Here is a 16,332-nt window from a genome sequence, read left to right as displayed (position 1 = left end):
AGAGTTCCGCCCCATGCCGAGTGCCCTGCCCGCTCGCCTCGAATCCGGCCGCCGCTATCCGCTCGGCGCGACCTGGGACGGCCTCGGGACCAACTTCGCGGTGTTCTCCGCGCACGCGCAGCGCATCCAGCTGTGCGTGTTCGATCCGACCGGCCGCAGGGAACTCGCGCGCCTCGACCTGCCCGAATGCACCGACGAGGTGTGGCACGGCTACCTGCCCAACGCGCATCCGGGCACCGTGTACGGGCTGCGCGCGGACGGCCCGTACCAGCCGCAGCACGGCCATCGCTTCAATTCGACCAAGCTGCTGCTCGATCCGTACGCGCGCAAGCTGGTCGGCCACTTCCGCTGGTCGGACGCGCTGTTCGGCTATCGCGTGCATTCGAGCCGCGCGGACCTGTCGATGGACCGGCGCGACTCGGCGCCCGCGATGCCGAAATGCGTGGTGGTCGACGAGGCGTTCGACTGGAGCAACGACCGGCGCCCGCGCGTGCCGTGGCGCAGCACGGTGATCTACGAGGCGCACGTGCGCGGCGTGTCGATGCGCCGCGCCGGGCTGCGCGCGCCCGAGCGCGGCACGTTCTCGGCGTTGGCGCATCCGGCGTTCATCGATCACCTGCTGTCGATCGGCGTCACGACGGTCGAGCTGCTGCCCGTCCACGCGTTCCTGCAGCAGCGCGAACTCGTGAAACGCGGGCTGCGCAACTACTGGGGCTACGACACGGCCGCGTTCTTCGCGCCGGAACCCGCGTATCTCGCGACGCGGCGGCTCGACGAGATGCGCATCGCGATCCGCCAGCTGCATGCGGCCGGCATCGAGGTCGTGCTCGACGTCGTCTACAACCATACTTGCGAAGGCAACGAGCTCGGCCCGACGCTGTCGTGGCGCGGCCTCGACAACGCGAGCTACTACCGGCTCGTGCCGGGCGACCATCGCTTTCATGTCGACGAGACGGGCTGCGGCAACACGCTGAACCTGTCGCACCCGCGCGTCGTGCAGATGGTGATGGATTCGCTGCGCTACTGGGCCACCGCGTTCAACGTCGACGGCTTCCGCTTCGATCTCGGCGTGACGCTCGGCCGCGAGGATCACGGCTTCGATCCCGGCGCGGGATTTTTCGACGCGCTGCGGCAGGACCCGGTGCTCGCGCAGCGCAAGCTGATCACCGAGCCGTGGGATCTCGGCCCCGGCGGCTACCAGCTCGGCCGCCACCCGCCGGGCTTCGCCGAATGGAACGACCGCTTTCGCGACACCGTGCGGCGCTTCTGGCGCGGCGACGCGGGCCAGCGGCCGGAACTCGCCGCGCGGCTCGCGGGATCGGCCGACCTGTTCAACCACCAGCGGCGCCATACGTGGGCATCGGTCAATTTCGTCACCGCGCACGACGGTTTCACGCTCGCCGATCTCGTGTCGTATGCGGACAAGCACAACGACGCGAACGGCGAGGACAACCGCGACGGCCGCGACGACAACTGCAGCGCGAACTGGGGCGCCGAAGGGCCGAGCGACGACGCGGCGATCCGCGACGTGCGCGCGCGCGTCGCGCGCTCGATGCTCGCGACGCTGTTCACCGCGCTCGGCACGCCGATGCTCGTCGCCGGCGACGAGTTCGGCCGCACCCAGCACGGCAACAACAACGCGTACTGCCAGGACAACGAACTGTCGTGGCTCGACTGGGACCTGGCGCGCAGCGACGAGGCCGTGAAGCTGATGCGCTTCGTGTCGCGGCTCGCCGCGCTGCGGCGCATGTACCCGCTGATGTCGGCGCCGCGCTATCCGTCGGGCGATCACGACGGCGCGCCGGGCATGGCCGAGATCGACTGGTTCGACGAACGCGGCAACGCGCTGACCGTGCCCGCGTGGCACGACCGCGAGCGCCGCGCACTGACGATGCGGCGCGTCGGCGCGGGCCGCACCGGGCGCACCGAGTCGCTGCTCGTGATGCTGAACGCGTCGTCCGAAACGATCACGTTTGCGCCGCCCGCGCCTGCGCTCGCCTACCGCGTGCTGGTCGACACGGCCAAGCCGGACGCCGGCCCGCGCGCGTGGCCGGCCGACGGCCTCGACGTCGCCGCGCATGCGGCCGCGGTCGCCGTCGCCGCCGTGCCGCCCGACCCGCCTTCGTGAGGACCGCCATGACGTCACGTTCCGCTCATCCGCCCGGCACGCATGCGTTCGCGTCGTCGTTCGGCGCGACCTGCATCGACGCGGGCCGTACGCGCTTCCGGCTGTGGGCGCCCGCGAGCCGCACCGCGGCCGTCGAGCTGCATGGCGGGCCATCCGTCGCGATGACGGCCGCCGGCGACGGCTGGTTCGACGCAGTCGCGCCGTGCGGCCCCGGCGCGCTGTATCGCTACGTGCTCGACGGCGATCTCGCCGTGCCCGATCCCGCGTCGCGCTTCCAGCCGCACGACGTGCACGGCCCGAGCCAGGTCGTCGATCCGGCCGCCTATCGCTGGCGCCACGACGCATGGCGCGGCCGCCCGTGGCACGAGACGGTGCTGTACGAACTGCACGTCGGCGCATGCGGCGGCTACGCGAGCGTCGAGCGGCGCCTGCCGGCCATCGCCGCGCTCGGCGTGACGGCGATCGAGCTGATGCCCGTCAATGCGTTCCCCGGCACGCGCAACTGGGGTTACGACGGCGTGCTGCCGTTCGCGCCCGATGCGTCGTACGGGCGGCCCGACGAACTGAAGGCGCTCGTCGACGCCGCGCACGGGCTCGGGCTGCAGATGTTCCTGGACGTCGTCTACAACCACTTCGGCCCCGACGGCAACCTGCTGCCGCGCTACGCGCCCGCGTTCTTCCGCGCGGACCGGCAAACGGCGTGGGGGCCCGCGATCGACTTCGCGCGTGCGCAGACGAGCGCGTTCTTCATCGACAACGCGCTCTACTGGCTCGACGAATACCGCTTCGACGGGCTGCGCATCGACGCCGCGCATGCGATCGACGACGATGCGTGGCTGCGCGAGCTCGCGCGCCGCGTGCGCGCGCATGCGGGCGACGCACGCCAGGTGCATCTGGTGCTCGAAAACGAACGCAACGCGGCGAGCCTGCTCGGGCCCGGCGGCTTCGACGCGCAGTGGAACGACGATTTCCACAACAGCGCGCACGTGCTGCTGACCGGCGAGCGCGACGGCTATTACCGCGCGTACGCCGACGCGCCGCTGCGCCATTTCGCGCGCACGCTCGGCGAAGGGTTCGCGTACCAGGGCGAGCCGTCGCCGCTGCACGGCGGCGCCGCGCGCGGCGAGCCGAGCGCGCACCTGCCGCCGACCGCGTTCGTCGCGTTCCTGCAGAACCACGACCAGATCGGCAACCGCGCGTTCGGCGAACGGTTGCGCACGCTCGCGAACGACGACGCGCTGCGCGCGGCCACCGCGCTGATGCTGCTCATGCCGCAGATTCCGCTGCTGTTCATGGGCGAGGAGGAAGGCAGCACGCAGCCGTTCCAGTTCTTCACCGACTATCGCGGCGCACTCGCCGACGCCGTGCGCGAAGGCCGGCGCCGCGAATTCGCGGCGTTTCCCGCGTTCGCCGATCCCGCGCATCGCGACGCGATTCCCGATCCGAACGACATCGCGACGTTCGTGCGCTCGTTGTCGAAACACCCGGCCGACGACGCATGGCCCGACGCCGATGCATGGCGGCACTTCTACCGCAGCGCGCTGACCGTGCGCGCGGCGCTCGTGACGCCGCACCTGGCCGGCGCGCGCGCGCTCGGCGTGGACCTGCTCGCGGGCCACGGCGAACCGCAGGCGCTCGCCGCACGCTGGCGGCTCGGCAACGGCAGCACGCTGACGATCGCGCTGAACCTCGGCTCGCACGACGCGGTGCTGCCCGCGCTGCCGCTCGGCAAGATCGTGTTCGAGACGCCGCCGCGCGCGCGCGACCGGCTGCGAGACCTGCGCCTGCCGCCACGTGCGTGCATCGCGTGGCGCGACGGCGCGGTCAACCACGATGCGCTGAGTCACCGCACGAACGGGCGAGGCCGATCATGACGACCGACGTATCGATCGCGGCACTCGCCCGTTCGGCCGGACTGGAAACCGACTGGACCGACGCGGGCGGCGTCGCGCGGCGGGTAGGCGACGATGCGCTCGCCGCGCTCGTCGACGCGCTCGGCTGGCCGTGCGGCACGGCGCTCCAGCGCGTCGACAGCGCGGCGGCGCTCGCCGATGCGAACGCGGCGCCGCCGCGCATCGTCACCGGCGATGCCGGCCTGCCGCTGACGCTCCCGCATACGATCGCACTGCCGGGCGCACACTTCCGGATCGCGCTCGAAACGGGCGGCTACGTCGACGGGCGCGTGGCCGGTGCGGGCGAGCACGGCACGCTGCCGCCGCTCGCGATGCCCGGCTATCACGCGCTCGACATCGGCGAGCAGCGCATCGGGCTCGCGATCGCGCCGCTGCGCGCGCGGCCGTTCGACGCGTTCGCGCGCGCGCCCGACGCAGGCCGCCGCTGGGGCGTCGCAGCCCAGCTCTACAGCCTGCGCCGTACCGGCGACGACGGCGCGGGCGACTACACCGCGCTCGCGCGCCTCGCCGCGCACGCGGCGCGGCACGGCGCGCAGGCGGTGGCGATCAGCCCGACGCACGCCGGTTATCCCGCGCTGCCCGCGCACGACAGCCCGTATTCGCCGTCGTCGCGGCGCTGGCACAACGTCGCGTATCTCGACTGCGACGCGGTGCCGGGCGCCGAGGCTGCGCTTCACGCGCGCGACGATGCAATCGATGCGCCGCTGATCGACTGGCCGCGCGTGCTGCCGCCGAAGCTGCGCCGCCTGCGCGCATGCTTCGATGCATGGCGTGCCAACGGCGCGCCGTCGCGCGACGCGTACCAGCGCTTTCGCGCGGCCGGCGGCGCGGCGCTCGACGCACATGCGCGCTTCGACGCGCTGCAGGCATTCTGCATCGAACACGGGATCGGCGCGGACTGGCGGCAATGGCCGGCGCCGTGGCGCACGCCGTCATCGGCCGAAGTCGATGCGTTCGCGCACGCGCATGCCGACACGATCGCATTCCACACGTTCCTGCAATGGTGCGCATCGCGCGCGCTCGGCGACGCGCAGCATGCGGCGCGCGGCGCGGGCATGGCGACCGGGCTGATCGCCGATCTCGCGGTCGGCTCCGACCGCGCGGGCAGCGACGCGTGGGCGCACGGCACGACGCTGCTGCGCGGCGTGTCGCTCGGCGCGCCGCCCGACCTGTTCAATGCGGCCGGCCAGGCGTGGGGCGTGACGACGTGGACGCCCGCCGCGCTGCGCGCCGACCGTTTCGTCCCGTTCATCGAGTTGCTGCGCGCGGCGTTCGCGCATGCGGGCGGCATCCGCATCGACCACGTGCTCGGCTTCGCGCGGATGTGGATCGTGCCGGACGGCGGCACGCCGCGAGACGGCGCCTACCTGCGCTATCCGGTCGACGATCTCGTGCGGCTCGTCGCGCTCGAGGCGGCACGCCATCGCGCGATCGCGATCGGCGAGGATCTCGGCACGGTGCCGGGCGGTTTGCGCGAACGGCTCGGTGCACAGGGGATCGCGGGGATGCGCGTGCTGTGGTTCGAGCGCGATGCGTGCGGCACATTCCGGCCGCCGTCCGCGTGGGATCGCGATGCGATCGCGACGACGTCGACGCACGACTTGCCGACCGTGGCCGGCTGGTGGCGCGGGGTCGATCTGGGGTGGCGGCGGGTGGCGGCCGACAGCGGGAAGCAGCAAAACGGCGAGCAAAACGGCGCGGCCGAAAGCACGCCGAGCGATGCGAGTGCGCAAGACTCGAACGAAATCGTGCAAGGCGCCGACGTCGGGCATGACGGCATGCCCCGCACGGAAGCAGACCGCGCCGCGCCCGCCACGCCCCCGCCCGCGTCCGATCCCGACCTGATCGCCGCCCAGGCGGAACGCGCAACCGAACGCGCGGCGCTGTGGCACGCATTGCAGCACGCGGGTTGCGCGCCCGCCAACAGCGCTGTCCCGCCGGCCGGCGCGCCGCCCGTGAGCGCAATACTCGCGTATGTCGCGCTCAGCCCGTCGCCGCTCGCGATCCTGCCGCTCGAGGATCTGCTCGGGCTGGATGAGCAGCCGAATCTGCCGGGGCCGCCATGCGGCCATCCGAACTGGCTGCGGCGCCTGCCTCGCACCGTCGACACGCTGTTCGACGCCGACGTGCGCAAGCGCATCGCGGCCGTCGCGCACGCGCGCCGTTCGCGGGAGCGCGACGCATGACGCCGCGCGCGACGCTGCGGCTGCAGCTGCATGCGGGTTTCACGTTCGACGATGCGGCCATGCACGCCGACTACTTCGCGCGCGTCGGCGTGAGCCACCTGTACCTGTCGCCGGTCACGACGGCCGAGCCTGGTTCGCTGCACGGCTACGACACCGTCGACTACGGCTCGGTCAGCGCCGAACTAGGCGGCGAAGCCGGCCTGGTCCGGCTCGTCGGCGCGCTGCGCGCGCGCGGCATCGGCGTGATCGTCGACATCGTGCCGAACCACATGGGCGTCGGCGGCTCGTCGAACGGCTGGTGGAACGACGTGCTCGAATGGGGGCCGGCGAGCCCGTACGCATGCTGCTTCGACATCGACTGGCATCCGCCCGACGCGGCGCTCGACGGCAAGGTGCTGCTGCCCTGCCTCGGCACGCCGTACGGCGACGCGCTCACGGCCGGCGACATCGCGCTCGGCGCCGATCCGTCGACCGGCCGCTTCTTCGTTGCGTGCCCGGGGCGGCAGCTGCCCGTGGCCGCCGCCACTTATGCGGACATCCTGCGCATCGCGAACCGCTCGGACCTGAACACGCTCGCCGAACGCTTCGGCGCCGCGCCGGCGCACGGCAGCGCCCGGCTGGCCGCCGCGCATGCGGCGTTGCGCGATTACGCGGCCGCGCACGGCCCGCATGCGTTCGACGCCGTGCTGCGCGGCGCCGATCCGCGCAGCGCACGCTCGCGCGCGTGGCTGCACCGGCTGCTCGAACGCCAGCACTACCGGCTCGCGTGGTGGCGCACGGCCGCGGACGAACTGAACTGGCGGCGCTTCTTCGACATCGCGACGCTCGCGGGCATCCGCATCGACGACGATGCGGTGTTCGACGCCGTCCATGCGCTGCCGTTGCGCCTCTACGCGGCCGGATATATCGACGGCGTGCGCGTCGATCACGTCGATGGGCTCGCCGATCCGCGCGCGTACTGCCGGCGGCTGCATGCGCGGCTCGCGGCGCTGCGCGACGAGCGGCCGTACGTCGTCGTCGAGAAAATCCTGGCGCCCGGCGAAGCGCTGCGCGACGACTGGGGCGTCGACGGCACGACCGGCTACGACTTCATGAACGACGTCGGCGCGCTGCTGCACGACCCGGCCGGCGCCGCGCCGCTGGCCGCCCACTGGGCCGCAGTGTCCGGTTCGTCGCGCACGTTCGCGCAGGAGGCGCTCGACGGCAAGCGGCGCGTGCTGATGCGCCAGCTCGCCGCCGAGCATGCGCGCGTCGCGCGGGCGCTGCACGGCATTGCGCGCGCGTCGCCCGCGACGCGCGACGTCAGTCTGGTCGCGATCCAGCGCGTGCTGGGCGAACTCGCGGTGCGGCTGCCCGTGTACCGGATGTATCCGGCACCGGAAGACGCGCCCGCCGACACCGACCGCCGGGTGCTCGCGCAGGCGTATGAACGGGCATGCGCGGCCGTCGATCCGGCCGACCGCTACGCGCTCGACCGGGTCGCCGCGTGGCTCGGGTTACCGGTCGTGCGCGTGCCGCGCGCAGGCGCCGCCGCGCTGCATGCGGTACGCGTCGCGTTCGCGCAGCTCACCGCGCCGCTGGCCGCGAAGGGTGTCGAGGATACGGCCTGCTATCGCTACGGCCGGCTGCTGTCGCGCAACGAGGTCGGCGCCGACGCAGGCGACTTCAGCCTGTCGCGCGGCGCGTTCCATGCGCGCAACCGGCGCCGCGCCCGAATCGTGCCGCATACGCTCGTCGCGACGGCCACGCACGACCACAAGCGCGGCGAGGACGCGCGCGCGCGGCTCGCGGTGCTCAGCGAGATGCCCGACGCCTGGCGCGCGGTATCGCTCGACTGGTCCGCGCTCAACCTGCCTCGGCGCGGCGGCGTGCATCGCGACCTGGCGTGGGCGCCGGGGCCGGCCGCCGAGGCGATGCTGTACCAGACGCTGGTCGGCTGCTGGCCGCCGTCGCTGATGCCCGACGACGACGCGGGGCTCGCGGCGCTCATCGAACGCGTGGTGCGCTGGCAGACGAAGGCGCTGCGCGAAGCGAAGCGGCATACGGACTGGCTCGCGCCCGAGACGGACTACGAGCGCGCTTGCGAAGCGTTCGTCCGCGCGATCCTGACGCCGCGCGGCGCAGGCGATTTCGCGCACCGGCTGCATGCGTTCGTGGCGCGGATCGCGCCGGCCGGCATCGTCAACAGCCTGACGCAGACGGCGCTGCGGATCGCGTCCCCCGGCGTGCCCGATCTCTATCAAGGTACCGAGCGATGGGATCACTCGCTCGTCGATCCGGACAACCGGCGCGACGTGCCGTTCGCGGCACTGGCGGCCGAGCGCGTCGACGCGCCGGTCGCGTCGTACCTGCCGACCTGGCCGGACGCGCGCGTGAAACGGGCGCTGATCGAACGGATGCTCGCGCTGCGCGCGCGGTGGCCGGCGACGTTCGCCGACGGTGCGTATGTGCCGCTGCGCGTGCGCGGCACGCTCGGGCGTCACGCGGTTGCGTTCGCGCGGTGCGGCGATGCGGCGACCGTGGTGATCGTTGCAACGCGGCTTGCGTGCCGGCTGCTCGGCGACAGGCCCGGGTTGCCGCGCGTGGAGCCCGCGTTATGGGGCGATACGGCGGTCGTGTTGCCGCAGGGCGTCAAAGAGCCCTGGGCGGACTGGCTGAATGCGCGGGACGGAGTCGACGCGCCGGATGGCTTGATCAGGCTCGATCGCTGTCTGGCTGCGCTGCCTGTTGCCGTACTCGTCGCGGCTCATCCAACGGATCGGAATCCCTGAATCGCCCGGTCATAATCGAAGTTATGCAAAACGGTCCGCGGATACCCGACGATCCAATCGGTGCCGCATGGCTGATCGCGAACCGTGATGTCACAGTATCCCTGGCCTTTCGCGACGGGGAATCGAGCGATGGCGCACTAGTCGATCGTTACCGGCCAGAGCGACAGGCGGGACAGTAAACGCCCGACATCACGACCACTCTTCCGGCGGCAGCGTCCCGCCGTCGTCCTCCCACAGCGGCGCGCCCGCGTTGTCGCCATGGCCCGCGGTCACGGTCCCTTTCGCATCGCGCTCCCTCGACCGTCGCGTCTCGCCGTGCTTCGCCGCACGAACCCGCGTGCGCGTCGGCGTCACGGTGCGCCGCCCGCCGCGCCGGCGCTCGTCGTCCGATGCCGTGCCTTTCGTCTGCCGCACATTCGAACCCGCATTCATCGTTTCTCTCCTGCGTCACTGAAAAACTGAAAAACCGGTGAAAAGGCCGCAATTTCGATGCCGCCTCCGGGCAAGCGTCTTGCTACGTGTTCGTACCGAATCCAGCCGCAGGAGCCGACGATGCCGACCGAACCCCACACGCCGCCCGCCGCGCGCCGCCGGCTCGGCGAATGGCTGACCTGCGAGGAAGCGCACATGGCCGCGTTCCGCGAAAAAATCGCGGCCGACGCGCGCGCGCATGCCGGCGAACGATTGCGCACGCCGGCCGTGCAGGCGCTCGCGCGGCTGTTCGACGACCGCGCCGTGCTGCGCATGGGCCTCGTCCGCGCGATCGACGAGGCGGTCGAATCCGGCCGCCGGCTCGGCTACACGTCGATCGGCGAACTGATGACCGTGATCGACCACCTGATGACCTACACGCCGCCGTTCAGCGAATCGAGCCTGATCGTGTGCCCGCTGAACGCGTTCCTCGACTGGCCGATGTGCATGCCGTCGGGCCACGCTGTGTTTCGGGACGCAACCGTCAACGCGCACCTGAAACGGGTACTGAACGTCTGGTGCGACTTCCTCGGCGGCCCGCATTCGCGCGAGCATCTCGATACGTCGGCGCCCGACGGCTGGTTCTGCGACGAAGCGCGCCAGCGCATCGGGCTGTCGCAATTCCGCTATCGCGACGATCAACCGCACCTCGGCTTCGATTCGTGGAACGACTTCTTCACGCGACGCTTTCGGGAAGGCGCGCGGCCCGTCGACGCGCCGGACGATCCGCACGTGATCGTCAGCGCGTGCGAGGCCGCGCCGTACCACACCGAAACGAACGTGAAGATGCGCGACACCTTCTGGATCAAGGCGCAGCCGTATTCGCTGCACGACATCTTCACGCGCGCCGGGCGACCGCTCGCCGAGCGCTTCGTCGGCGGCGATCTCTACCAGGCCTATCTCAGCGCGTACAACTACCATCGCTGGCATGCGCCGGTGCGCGGCACCGTCACACGCATGCATACCGGATCGACGGCACCTACTACTCGGTCGCCGAAGCCGAAGGCCCGGACCCGGCCGGGCTCAACGACTCGCAGGGCTACATGACGGCGGTCGCCGCGCGCGCGATCGTCGCGATCGAGAGCGACGACCCGGGCATCGGCACCGTGGCCGCGGTATTCGTCGGGATGGGCGACGTGTCGTCGTGCGTGATCGAGGTCGTGCCGGGCCAGCGCGTCGACAAGGGCGACGAGATCGGCCGCTTCCAGTTCGGCGGATCGACGTACTGCCTGCTGTTCGAGGCCGGCGTGATCGAGCGCTTCCTGTACGCGCCGCCGTTCGACGGCGACACGCCCGTCGTGCAAGTGAACGCGTCCGTCGCGATCGCGCGGTGAGCAGCGCGCCCGCGCGTCATCGTCACGCGTCACGCATCGGTGCCGTCGGGCTCGTACCCGTCGCGCCGCTGCATGCACCGCAGCACCGACAGGCCGTCGGCCGTCAACGCGGGCCGGCGCTCGCCCGACGCGGCGTCGCCCTGCATCACGATCAGGTTCTGTTCGACCAGCGCGGCGACGTCCTCGCGATCGATCTGGATCTGTTCCGGTGCGCGATACACCAGGAACAGCGCGGCAAATTCATGGGCGGTCAGCATGCTCGTTCCCCGTTGACGGCTTCACGCAATGCGACGACGGCGTCGCATCGGCATGCGGCGCGACACGCGCGCCGGCGATCGTCGATGCGCGCACGGACCATGCCAATGCGCGCGAAGCGGCGCTCGTCCGGGCCGTGGGGCGCGCGGCGCGATAGGGCACCGCGCGGCGTCCGGCCGCCCGTGCAAAGTTTTCAACGACGTGTAATGCCGGACGCGAGCGGGCCGAACCCGAGCGGCCGAACGCGAACGCGGGTCAAACGCGTCGGCCACGGCGCCTCGATCAGGAGCGCCGCGAACGGGACATGCCGGCCTTCACGCTGCCCGCCGCCGCACGGCCGTGCGCGCGGAAATAGCCGCTGTGCAGTACCACGCCGCCCTTGCCGTCCGCCAGCACATCCGCGCAGGCAGCCTCGATACGCGCGCGGCCGCGCTCGAACGCGTCGCGCAGGTCGGCTTCCAGCGCCGAGGGCGCGCCGAAATGATCCTCGAGCGCCTCGACCGTGATCGCGCAGTGCTCCGGCTGACCGTCGACGTCGACGGTGAAGCACAGTTGCAGCGCCGCGCCGTCGAATTCGGGCGGCGCAGCGGCCAGCGTCACGCGGCGGGGGGAATCGGCCGGCATCGGATTATGCGCTCCGCGACGCGAGACTTTCGACCAGCGCGCCGCTGAATGCCGGCAGGTCGGCGGGCTTGCGGCTCGTGATCAGGTTGCCGTCGCGCACGACTTCCTCGTCGACCCACTTGCCGCCCGCATGGCGGATGTCGTCCTGCAGGCTCGGCCAGCTCGTCATCGTGCGCCCTTCCACGAGCCCGGACGACACGAGCAGCCAGCCGCCGTGGCAGATCGCGGCAATCGGCTTGCCGGCGCCGACGGCCGCCGTCACGAACTCGCGCGCGGCCGGGATCATCCGGATCGCGTCGCCGTTGACGACACCGCCGGGCAGCACGACCGCGTCGTAGTCGCCCTCGCGCGCGTCGTCGAACGTGCGGTCGACCTTCACGCGCGCGCCCTTGTCGACGTGCCTGAACCCCTGGATTTCGCCGCGTTTCTGCGAAATCACGTCGACCTGCGCGCCTTCGGCCGCCAGCGCACGTTGCGGTTCGACAAGCTCGGCCTCCTCGAAGCCGTCGACCGCCAGGATCGCTACCTTGCAATGGTCCAGTCTGCCGCTCATGGAAACCTCCGTGGATGCCGCGGCACCCTTTATGCCGTCCCGGTCACGGAGCAATTGCCGTGCCGCATGCGGCCGGACGACGGCGACAGAAGAGACCGGCCAAAACCGGCCCATGCCGCGCCGCCGCGCCCGGGCTGAAAAGATTTCAACGGCGTGTAACCCGACCCTACACGATTACTGCAGGCGGATCGCCGCATCGAGCATCGCGTCGGTCAGTTCGACCGTCAGTGTCAGATCGTCGTCGTTGTCGGGGAGCCGGTCGAGCATGTCCCGCACGGCCTCGTGCAGCATCGCGTGCACGCGCATCCGGGCGCCGTCGTCGAGGCCCGCGTAGCGTTCCATCGTGTCGCAGTCGAGCACCAGCACGACCGAATGCCGCCCCGTATCGGGTGGCGCATCAGCCGCCATCGACCACGCCGCATGAAACGTGACCGTGCCTGTCTCGACGTCGAGACGGACCGTCGTATCGAAATCGCCGGCGTCGACCGTGTCGGCGTCCGTCGCATCGTCTTCCAGACTGATCCGGGAGTTCGATCGCATGGTGTCCTCCTGCGTGGCGGCCGCGCGCGCCTGCTTCAAACGGCGCCGGCCATTCGGTTCGAATGCGGATGTAATGCGGATGTCACGAGGCGTTCGTGCTGAACGAAGAGGGCGGAATGGCACGCCTGCCCGGACCTTGCAGCAAGGGCCATGCCTCCGGCGGCAGGTCGCCGCGCGGCACGCGAATTGCGACGCCGTTGCCCGTCCGTCCCTGCGACGCCATACGGAGCCCTGCAATGCCTTCAGCTTCCGCTTCCCGTGCGCCCGGCAAACGCCCGACGCGCCGCCCTGGCCGGGCCCGCAGCGCCGATCCGCAACACCGCTGGTCCGCCGAAGTCACGAAAAAAAGCGACGTGCTCGACATCGAGCCCGACGTCTTCAAGTCCGACGATCCGGGAGCGATCGCCGCTTCGCTGAAGCGCTCGGCCGAACAGAGCCGCCGCCGCAAGTCTTCGCCGTTCCAGTCGGCGATGTCGATGCTGAACTTCTACGTGAACCGCGCGGGCCGCAACCTGCCGAAAACGCGCCGCGCGACGCTCGAACGCGCGAAGCGGAAACTGCGCGAAGCCTTCGGCCGCAAGCCGTGACGGCGGCCGGCCACCGCCGCATCGCCCCGCCCCGATCGCGCGCATGCACGAAGCGCTGTGCTACCTGATCGTCGGCGCGGTGCCGATGGCCACGGGCATCGCGGCGCTCACGATGCGCCGAGCCGCGCGCGCATCTTCGCGGTGATTCGCTGGCGCGCATCCGCATAGCCTTCCCATGGATCGCGCTTCAGCCCGTCGAGACGCGCGTGCAGCGTGTCGATCGTCCACTGCGCGCCGCCCGTCGTCTCGGGCACCTCGTCCCAGCCGAGCGGCACCGACACGCCCATGCCCGGCCGCGCGCGCGCCGAATACGCGGCAATCGTGCTCGCGCCGCGGCCGTTGCGCAGATAGTCGACGAAGATCTTGCCGCGCCGGTGGCGCGGCCCCATCGTCGCGGTGAAGCGCTCGGGCAGCGCGCCCGCCACGTGCTGCGCAACCGCGCGCGAGAAGTCTTTCACGTCGTCCCATCCCGCGTACCGCGTGATCGGCACGACGACATGCAGCCCCTTGCCGCCGCTCGTCTTGCAGAACGACGCGAGCCCCAGCTCGTCGAGCAGCCCGCGCACGAGTTGCGCGGCGTCGATCATCGCGCGCCACGGCAGCGCCGGATCGGGATCGAGGTCGAACACGATGCGGTCCGGCCGCTCGATATTGGATGCGTGCGCATTCCACGTATGCAGCTCGACCGTGCCCATCTGCGCGGCACCGAGCAGCGCGTCAACGCTGTCGATCGACAGCAGCGGCCCGTGGCCGGGATCGAGCCCTTCGTGCTGCGTGACGAACGGAATCTCGAGGCGCTCCGCATGTTTCTGGAAGAACAGCTCGCCCGTGATGTCGCCCGGCGTGCGCACGAGCGACACGGGCCGGCCCTTCAGGTCGGGCAGCAGCCACGGCGCGACCCATTGCCAGTAATGCGCAAGGTCGATCTTGCGCGTGCCGTGCTGCGGATCGAGCACGCGATCGGGATGCGTGATGCGCACGCGGCCGACGTGGTCGGCGCCGGATTCGACGCGCGCGTCGCCGGACGACGCGTGCGATTTCGCGCGACGCTTGTGGCCGCTCGCGGTATCCGTGTGCCGTGCGCGTTCGTGTTTGTCGTGCGCTGCATCGCGTTCGTCCATCGCCGTCTCCGTTTCGGTGTGGCGCGGCATCTCGCGGACGATCCGCGCCGCCGGTTTGTCTTCCCGCAGCGCGACGAACGCCGCCTGCCGCACGATGCCGTCGCCCGTCCATTCCGCGAATTCGCATTCGGCGACGAGCGTCGGATCGATCCAGTGCACGCGCGTGCGCGACCGTTCGCGCGGCGGCGGGTCGAACGGCGTCGTATCGCGTTCGTGCCTGCGCAGCATCGCGGCGAGCCGGTCGAGCATGCGCGCATCGAACCCGGTGCCGACCCGGCCCACATAGCGCAATGGCGGCGCGCCGCGCCGCCGCTTGCCGCCCGATTCAGGCTCGTACACACCGAGCAGCAGCGCGCCGAAGCCGTGCCGGCTGCCTGACGGCTCCGTGTAGCCGCCGATCACGAACTCCTGCCGCCGCCGGCATTTGAGCTTGATCCACGCGGCGGAGCGGCCGGCGCGATAGCGTGAATCCGCGCGCTTGCCGATCAACCCTTCGAGGCCGGTGTCGCACGCGCTCGCGATCAGCGACGCGACGTCGCCGCCGAGATCCGGCGAATAGCGCAGCCGCGCGGCGTCGCTGCCCGCCAGCAGCGGTTCGAGCAACGCGCGGCGCGCAGCGAGCGGCGCATCGCGCAAATCCTTGCCATTCAGATAGGGCAGATCGAACACGAACAGCGTGATCGCGTCGGAACGGCCCGCGCCGAGCGCGTTCTGCAGCGCCTGGAAATCGGGCAGGCCGCTGTCGCCGAGCACGACCGCCTCGCCGTCGAACCACGCGTTTTCGATCTCGAGCGCCGCAAGCGCATCGCGCTGCGCACGCAGCTTCGCGGTCCAGTCGCGGCCCTCGCGCGTCATCAGCGCGACATGCCGCCGCGCACCGCGGCCCGACACGCGCGCGAGAATCCGGTAGCCGTCGAACTTCACTTCGTAGCGCCAGTCGCCTTGCGCGGGCGGAGCATCGACCAGCGTCGCGAGCTGCGGCGCGACGCGCTCGGGCAGCGGCGCGCGGACAGCGCCTTCGATGTGCGACAGGTCGGCGTCGGCTGGTGGCTTGCGATCCTTGCGGTCGCGCGGCGTGCCGCGTGTATGGGGCGCATCGTCGCGGCTGCGTCGCGACGTGCGTGCAGGCGGCGATGCATCGGCGGGCGCCGCGCGTGCGGCCCGCGCACTGCGGTCATGCACGCTGCCCGGCTGCTGCGCAACGACATCGAATTCGTCCGCATCGCGTGCGTCGTCGTCGCGCTCCTTGATCAGCAGCCATTGCGGCTGGCGCCCCTGCTGCCGCCCGCTGCGCACGAGCGCCCAGCCGCCGTGCAGCTTTTCGCCATCGAGCCGGAACGTCAGCTTGCCCGCGCGATAGCCGTCGCGCGCCTGCGCGACGCCGCCGTCGGGCGTCCACGTCCCTTCGTCCCACACGACGACCGTGCCTGCGCCGTAATGTCCGGCCGGAATCTCGCCCTCGAACGACGCATATTCGAGCGGATGGTCCTCGACCTGCACGGCCAGACGCTTCACCGACGGATCGACGCTCGGCCCCTTCGGCACGGCCCACGATTTGAGCGTGCCGTCGAGTTCGAGACGGAAGTCGTAATGGAGCCGCGTCGCGTGATGTTCCTGGATCACGAAACGCAACGGATGGCGCGCCCGGGCAGCCGTGCGCGCCTGCTTGGTCTGCTTCGTCTGCTTCGTCTGCTTCGTCTGCTTCGTCTGCTTCGTCTGCTTCGTCTGCTTCGTCTGCTTCGATTCGGCGCCCGGCTTCGCGCGACGCTTCCCGCGCGCGCCTTCCGGCTCCGGCGTCGCGTCGAAGCGGCGTTTTCGACGATAGGGATCGAGCTTGCCGGCCATCGCG

At 71.3% G+C, this 16,332-nt stretch carries 11 protein-coding genes and 1 pseudogene; 6 read left to right on the top strand and 6 right to left on the bottom strand.

Translation table 11 applies throughout. The annotated features are described in order from the left end of the window. The first annotated feature begins 13 nt into the window (after positions 1-13). From glgX to treY, 4 genes are read left to right on the top strand one after another with little or no spacing between them, the layout of a single operon-like run. On the top strand, positions 14-2,128 hold the full coding sequence (glgX, locus tag AC3WLY_RS08740; RefSeq protein ID WP_175961741.1) for a glycogen debranching protein GlgX: 2,115 nt from the start codon (positions 14-16) through the stop codon (positions 2,126-2,128). 8 nt (positions 2,129-2,136) lie between these two features. Beyond that, positions 2,137-4,002 carry a malto-oligosyltrehalose trehalohydrolase gene (gene treZ, locus AC3WLY_RS08735; RefSeq protein ID WP_175961742.1) on the top strand — a complete coding sequence of 622 codons (1,866 nt, stop codon included), beginning with the start codon at positions 2,137-2,139 and terminating at the stop codon, positions 4,000-4,002. Continuing rightward, positions 3,999-6,227, top strand: a complete 2,229-nt coding sequence (gene malQ / locus AC3WLY_RS08730) for a 4-alpha-glucanotransferase (protein WP_492310349.1) — start codon at positions 3,999-4,001, stop codon at positions 6,225-6,227. Before treZ ends, malQ begins: the two co-directional genes overlap by 4 nt. Then, on the top strand, positions 6,224-8,998 hold the full coding sequence (treY, locus tag AC3WLY_RS08725) for a malto-oligosyltrehalose synthase (protein ID WP_492310350.1): 2,775 nt from the start codon (positions 6,224-6,226) through the stop codon (positions 8,996-8,998). The genes malQ and treY overlap by 4 nt, the downstream gene beginning before the upstream one ends. A gap of 189 nt (positions 8,999-9,187) precedes the next feature. Here the strand turns inward: treY and AC3WLY_RS08720 are convergent, their stop codons facing one another. Next, positions 9,188-9,430, bottom strand: a complete 243-nt coding sequence (locus tag AC3WLY_RS08720; protein WP_310133846.1) for a hypothetical protein — start codon at positions 9,428-9,430, stop codon at positions 9,188-9,190. A 120-nt stretch (positions 9,431-9,550) separates the two neighbouring features. On the opposite strand from AC3WLY_RS08720, the pseudogene AC3WLY_RS08715 reads away from it, so the two are divergent. Then, positions 9,551-10,803, top strand: a pseudogene (locus tag AC3WLY_RS08715) (phosphatidylserine decarboxylase family protein). Between the two features lie 29 nt (positions 10,804-10,832). On the opposite strand, the gene AC3WLY_RS08710 reads toward AC3WLY_RS08715, so the two are convergent. The 4 genes from AC3WLY_RS08710 to AC3WLY_RS08695 all read right to left on the bottom strand — a co-directional run bounded on the left by AC3WLY_RS08710 (position 10,833) and on the right by AC3WLY_RS08695 (position 12,775). Beyond that, positions 10,833-11,060: a hypothetical protein gene (locus AC3WLY_RS08710; protein ID WP_175961747.1), complete on the bottom strand. Its 228-nt coding sequence runs from the start codon at positions 11,058-11,060 to the stop codon at positions 10,833-10,835. 280 nt (positions 11,061-11,340) lie between these two features. Then, a complete protein-coding gene (locus AC3WLY_RS08705) occupies positions 11,341-11,682 on the bottom strand; it encodes a DUF1488 family protein (protein ID WP_175961748.1) in 342 nt (113 codons plus the stop codon). A 4-nt stretch (positions 11,683-11,686) separates the two neighbouring features. Then, positions 11,687-12,235 carry a type 1 glutamine amidotransferase domain-containing protein gene (locus tag AC3WLY_RS08700; RefSeq protein WP_034184452.1) on the bottom strand — a complete coding sequence of 183 codons (549 nt, stop codon included), beginning with the start codon at positions 12,233-12,235 and terminating at the stop codon, positions 11,687-11,689. Positions 12,236-12,409: 174 nt separating this feature from the next. Further along, a complete protein-coding gene (locus AC3WLY_RS08695; RefSeq protein ID WP_310133840.1) occupies positions 12,410-12,775 on the bottom strand; it encodes a DUF3022 domain-containing protein in 366 nt (121 codons plus the stop codon). 236 nt (positions 12,776-13,011) lie between these two features. Between AC3WLY_RS08695 and AC3WLY_RS08690 the strand changes: the two genes are divergently transcribed. Further along, on the top strand, positions 13,012-13,362 hold the full coding sequence (locus AC3WLY_RS08690) for a DUF3175 domain-containing protein (protein WP_310134226.1): 351 nt from the start codon (positions 13,012-13,014) through the stop codon (positions 13,360-13,362). Positions 13,363-13,469: 107 nt separating this feature from the next. On the opposite strand, the gene ligD is transcribed toward AC3WLY_RS08690, so the two are convergent. Continuing rightward, entirely contained in the window at positions 13,470-16,328 is a 2,859-nt protein-coding gene (gene ligD, locus AC3WLY_RS08685; RefSeq protein ID WP_492310351.1) for a DNA ligase D, read from the bottom strand. Between the last annotated feature and the right edge of the window lie 4 nt (positions 16,329-16,332).

This window comes from Burkholderia sp. FW306-1C-G01B (assembly GCF_058781685.1).
The sequence above is the reverse complement of the archived record's forward strand: the minus strand, read 5'-3'. Positions and strand labels throughout refer to the sequence as shown.